General features: G+C 49.5%; 7 protein-coding genes. 3 read left to right on the top strand and 4 right to left on the bottom strand.

Features of this window, described 5'->3' with window-relative positions; translation table 11 throughout:
• From Q0236_RS09710 to Q0236_RS09700, 3 genes are all read right to left on the bottom strand, one after another.
• A partial coding sequence (locus Q0236_RS09710; protein WP_297917246.1) for a GNA1162 family protein occupies window positions 1-346 on the bottom strand: 346 nt, incomplete at its 3' end.
• A complete protein-coding gene (locus Q0236_RS09705) occupies window positions 343-837 on the bottom strand; it encodes a DUF4810 domain-containing protein (RefSeq protein ID WP_297917245.1) in 495 nt (164 codons plus the stop codon). The genes Q0236_RS09705 and Q0236_RS09710, both read right to left, overlap by 4 nt.
• A 9-nt stretch (window positions 838-846) precedes the next feature.
• Window positions 847-1,524: a CsgG/HfaB family protein gene (locus Q0236_RS09700; RefSeq protein ID WP_297917244.1), complete on the bottom strand. Its 678-nt coding sequence runs from the start codon at window positions 1,522-1,524 to the stop codon at window positions 847-849.
• A gap of 98 nt (window positions 1,525-1,622) precedes the next feature.
• On the opposite strand from Q0236_RS09700, the gene Q0236_RS09695 reads away from it, so the two are divergent.
• Entirely contained in the window at window positions 1,623-2,303 is a 681-nt protein-coding gene (locus tag Q0236_RS09695) for a response regulator transcription factor (RefSeq protein ID WP_297917243.1), read from the top strand.
• Entirely contained in the window at window positions 2,300-3,352 is a 1,053-nt protein-coding gene (locus Q0236_RS09690) for a HAMP domain-containing sensor histidine kinase (protein WP_297917242.1), read from the top strand. The genes Q0236_RS09695 and Q0236_RS09690 overlap by 4 nt, the downstream gene beginning before the upstream one ends.
• 8 nt (window positions 3,353-3,360) lie before the next feature.
• On the opposite strand, the gene Q0236_RS09685 is transcribed toward Q0236_RS09690, so the two are convergent.
• Window positions 3,361-3,552 (bottom strand): hypothetical protein, encoded by a 192-nt coding sequence (locus Q0236_RS09685; RefSeq protein ID WP_297917241.1) that lies wholly within the window; start codon window positions 3,550-3,552, stop codon window positions 3,361-3,363.
• Window positions 3,553-4,538: 986 nt separating this feature from the next.
• Here Q0236_RS09685 and Q0236_RS09680 point away from each other — a divergent pair.
• Window positions 4,539-5,228, top strand: a complete 690-nt coding sequence (locus Q0236_RS09680; protein WP_297917240.1) for a hypothetical protein — start codon at window positions 4,539-4,541, stop codon at window positions 5,226-5,228.
• The last annotated feature ends 60 nt before the right edge of the window (window positions 5,229-5,288 follow it).

Below are 5,288 nucleotides of genomic sequence, written 5' to 3'. Positions count from 1 at the left end.
TGTATAGCACGGCGTCTGCGCCGAAAATTTGCCTTAGCTTGTGCGCAGAGACGTTTTGGATCTCGCTCGCCTCGTAAATTCCGTTATTTTTGAAGGTCTCATGCACGAGCGCAGGCGAAAATACATAATAGCCCGCCTCACTGAGCGGATAGATCGCGTTGGCAAGCACGGCAGCACTTGCGTCCACTTCGGTAGTTTCGTTTGTCGGCATCAGCACCAAAATCGATCGCGGCTTAGCCTGCTGAAGCGCCGAGTAATCGTAAATTTCAGGCTCTCCTAGAGCGCACGCGTTAAAAAACAGCGCCACGAATACGCTAAAAATCGCTATTTGAGCTTTATTTTTCATTTTTTAGCCTTTTTATTCGTTTTGCCGCCCTGTTTCGCGGCAGCTTTGCCTTGCTTTACAGAGGCTGCTTTGGCGGCTTCGCGTCCGCTTGATCCTTGGGCTTTATCGGCGCCGGGCTTGGCCGCAGCCTCAGCTTTTTTAAGCGCGGCGGGGTTTGTAATGAAGGTCAAAAACGGCTTTGATTCAGGGAAAGCCTGAGCTTCTTTTTCAAAGCTCTCTCTCGCCCTCGCGCCGTTGCCCGCGCTTAGATACAAAAGCCCCAGATGCGAATAAAGCCCCGGCGGGACTTTGAGCCCCTTTTCGTATGCTTTTTGGATAGATTTTTCAAGCGCTTCGATCTGCTCGCCTACGTCGCCTTCCTGCTTGAGATACTGATAGGTCGAGTCGGTGTAGCTGCCGTCCCAGTAATAAATTTGATTCTGGCTCCCGCCGCCGCAGCCGCAAAAGATCATGGCCGCAGCAGCAAGAGCAAGAGCACTGCTCGCTTTCAAATTTAATCCTTATCTCACTTTAAACGCGCCGTTTTCAAGGCCATTTACGAGATTATTGACCGCCTCAATGATCGCTAGGCTTAACACCTTGCCGTTTAGTGTTGAATCATAGCCCGCAGTGCCGCCGAAACCTAGCACTTCGCGGTTTGATAGCTCGTATTCGCCCGCGCCCTGAGTCGAAAAGACCACCTCGGACGTCCTGACGTCAACGACGTTTAAATTTACTTTAGAATACGCGGTTTGGGTCTTTCCCTTGCCTAAAATTCCAAACAGCTGATGATCTCCGGTCGTCTTGCGGCCAAACTCAGTCACGTCGCCGGTGATAACGTATCTGGCGCCTTTTAAGTTTTGTGCGCTTTTGGAGATTGCGCTTTCCTCTTTGATGGCGCGCATATTCGTGCGATCAAGCACCGAGAAACGTCCTGTTTGTTGTAAGCTTGAGATCAAAATTGTCTGCGCTTGGTTGCCCAGTCTGTCCTCGCCGTCGGAGAACACGCCGTTGTTGTAAGAGGATTGGTTGTTGAAGCGTCCTACCGACACGGCGATCCGCTCGCCAGAGTAATTAGTGTTTAGACTCGCTACCGTAGGGGTTTGCACTACGCGAGAGCTCTCTTTCGCGCATCCGCTAAATAGCGCCAGCACTGAAGCTGCAATAACGGCAGCCGATATGGTTTTTTTGAAATTCATTCTTTACTCCTTGAAAAAATTTACGTATAATATCTCATTGTTTCTTAAAATTTTATGTATAAATTTAAACGCATAAATTTAGCAAAATGGGAGCGATTATGCTTAATATTTTACTGGTCGAAGACGACGAGGCTTTGAGCTCGGCGATAAGAGAAAAGCTGCTTGATGAGGGCTTTAGCGTGAGCTGCGCCTTCGACGGCGAGCAGGCGACAGAGGCGCTGGATGAGGCGCATTTTGATCTGATCATCTCGGACGTGATGATGCCTAAGATGGACGGCTTTGAGCTTAGCAGATACGTTAGGCGCGACGGCAAGAGCCAGCCGATACTGATCATAACGGCAAAAAGCGAGATCGAGGATATGCAGACGGGCTTTAAAAGCGGCGCGGACGATTATATGAGCAAGCCTATAAATTTAAAAGAGCTCGTGCTGCGCGTGCATGCGCTGCTAAGGCGAGCCAAGATCGCAAACGAAAAGCGGCTACTCATCGGCGGAAGCGAGCTTGACTACGATACGCTCAGCGTCCGCACCGAGGGCGAGCGGATAAGCCTAGCGCCGAAGGAATTTCGTCTTTTGTTTTTGCTGCTAAGCTACGCGGGCAGAATTTTTACGAGATTTGAGATAATGAGCGAAATTTGGGGCTATGAGACTGACAGCGACGAGCGCGTCGTCGATACGCACATCAAAAAGCTGCGGGCGAAATTCGAAAACTCCAAGGATTTTGAGATAATCACCGTGCGCGGGCTCGGCTACAAAGCCGTAAAAAAGGAGCGAGCATGAAAAAATACCTCATCAGCCTTAAAAGCTTCATCGCGTTTTACTCTTCGCTCGCATTCGGCGTGATAAATTTCATCGTCTGCTTTGCGGTTTGCATGCTTTTTTACATAGGCATCGGCGGCAAAATCGGCGGGTTTTGGGACGGAGTGGCGCTGTGCGCGATCATCTGCTTAATCACGATGGCGCTAAATTTTACCCTGCTTTACTTCGGACTTAAAATTTTATTCCGCCCGATCAAGCGGCTACTAGACGCGATCACCGCGATCGCAAACGGCGATTTTGAGGCGCGCGCCGAGCGCAAGATACATAGGCGCCGCACTGATTACCTCTATATGCACGAGCTGGACGAGCTTGTGGTAAATGTCAATAAAATGGCGCAGAAGCTACAAAAGCACGAGCAACTGCAAAAGGAGTTCGTCTCAAACGTCTCGCACGAGATGAAAACGCCGATCTCCTCGATCGCCGCGTTAAGCGAGATGATAGAGGGCGGCGTGAGCGAGGAGCGCGCGGTGCGATACGCAGCCTCCATCGGCGCGGAAGCAAACCGCCTAAGCAAGCTCTGCACCGACATGCTAAAGCTAACGAGACTTGATAGCGGCGCGGCGGTGCGCCTAGATGAAGTGGTACGTATCGACGAGCAGCTTAGGCAATGCATCATATCGCTGAGCCAAAGCTACGAAGGACACGAGTTTGAGCTAGATTTATCACCGCTTAGCGTGCGATCAAACGCGGGGCTGCTAAATCAAATTTGGCGAAATTTAATCGAAAACGCGCTTAAGTACTCGCGCCCGAACGACAAAATTTTCGTCCGTTGCCGCGCTTGCGATGGCTTTGCGCAGGTGAGCATCAAAGACGAAGGCATCGGCATCTCGCGCGAGAAGCTGGATAAAATTTTTGACCGATTTTATCAGTGCGAGGAATCGCATAAGGAGCTCGGCAGCGGGCTTGGGCTTAGCATCGTACGCACGGCGCTTGATCTTTTAGGCGGCCAGATCGAATACGAAAGCGAACCCGGCGTCGGAACCGAGGCGCGCGTTAAAATTCCGCTTTAAATTTCAGATCAAGACGGCGCGGATGAGCTGCGTCTTGCAATTCGTAGCTCGCCGTAAAATTTCGCCCCACAGGCGCAAGTCGCGCCGATGCAAGCTTTGACGATACGGGCCCTGACGGCGCAAGCTACGCCGATGCAAGCTTTGATGATACAAGCTTTGACGACGTAAAAAAGCGCGGGTGTGTCGCGCGCCGCATTCACATAAAATTCTGCTTTAAATTTTATATCGATTTGCCGCGGACGCCTCGCGCGCCGCGACGAGGTCGGAATTCTGCTTTAAATTTACCGCGTGCTACGACTTTGCCGCTCTTTACGACTTTACCGCACATTACGGCGGGCGGCAGGCTCGCTTAAATTTGCCGCGCCTTAACGCAGACGGCCGAATTTTGCCTGAAATCTGCCGCCGTTCGCTCGCGCTTTACAACGGACGGAGAAAATTTTGTCCTAAATTTCAAAAGACACATTAAGAACACAATCATCTTATATAATCCCGCCCATAGATCGATCGGGCACGCCTCTAGCAGCCCGAGTCTGGCAAATAATAAAATTAAAAACAAAGGAGAAGCGATGAGTAAGGCCGTACTTCACTCAGTGTTAGCGATAGAAGCCATTTTATGGGGGCTTTTGTCAGCCGTGATTATAGGTGCGTAAATTTTACGCTTTGAGCTAGGCGATCTGCCGAAATAATTTATAAGATTTACGCCCTGCCTCGCATCCGCTGCGAAGCGGGGCGCACCTCGCTAACTATCTAAACTTAAAATTTTAATCCACTCACTGTGCGCGCAAACCTCACTACATGCAAATCCATACCGCAGGCTAGCCGGCCGCACGCAAACCTCGCCGTGCGCAAACACATCGCCGCGGATAAAGCAGCTGCGCAACTAAAAATCGAATAAAATTTTAAATACTACGAGCGGACGGACGAGCTAGTTGATGCTCCATTTCATCCGCGCATTTTGCAATATGTGCTTGCCTACAAACAACTTGCGATAGGAAAGCTAATTTAAGCAACGTAAATTTTAAAATATGCAGCCTACCTCCAAGCGCGCAAATTTACGCCTTTGCCTCTAAGCGACTTTTAAAAGCTCTCGAGCTAAAATTTATCCCGATTTAAGATCAAATTTAAACCAAACGGCGAAAATTTCACGAAAGACGCCGCAAGCGGCGAAATCTCGAAGGAGCCTAGCGTGAAAAGATTGATAGATTTCCTCGGGCGCATTTGCACAGACCTGCTTGCAGGCAGAGCGCTGCTGCATCCGATCCTGCTTACGGCTGCATTTTTGATGGCGAAATTCGGCACGATCTATCTTACGCGCATCGCGATTTTGGGGCGCGAATACCATCGGGGGAATTTTGGAGGAGAGCTGTTTTATATATCTTTCGATTTTACCGCAAACGCCTATTTTATCGCGCTCTGCTTGCACTTGCTACTTGACGGAACGATAAAGCGCACTCTTGCGCCGCTAAGAGCAGCCTTGGCGCTCTTGATCGTCGCGGCGTGCATTTTAGGCTATTTGAATGCAGATGAACACTACCAAAAGGAGAGCGCGATGTTTTATTTTTTCGCAGGCTCTCTCATCGCGATCTGCATCTATCTTTCGGTCGAGGCTATCAAGTTTAAAAGGTTTCTGCCCACAATCTGCGCGCTCGCGTATGTTTTAAGCTACGTTTTTTGCGTGTGGATATATTTTCAAATACCGCTAAAATCGCTCTACGTAATCCGTGCGCTATTTTTTCTGTGTCCGCTCGCGTGGGCATTTTATTTCAAATACGAATTTCAAAAATCGCTCGCAAAAGACGCCGCGAGCAATGATGAAATTTTAAATAGTGCAAATGGCGATGAAATTTCAGAAAGCAAAGCGCGCACGGAGAGTTAAATTTACAAAATTCCACCGCAAAGGGCTAAATTTACAAAATTTCGCCAGGGTTAAATTTTA

It is taken from the genome of uncultured Campylobacter sp. (genome assembly GCF_938031315.1).
GTDB lineage: Bacteria > Campylobacterota > Campylobacteria > Campylobacterales > Campylobacteraceae > Campylobacter_B.
Note: the sequence above shows the minus strand (reverse complement) of the source record. Positions and strands in the feature narration are given on the sequence as shown.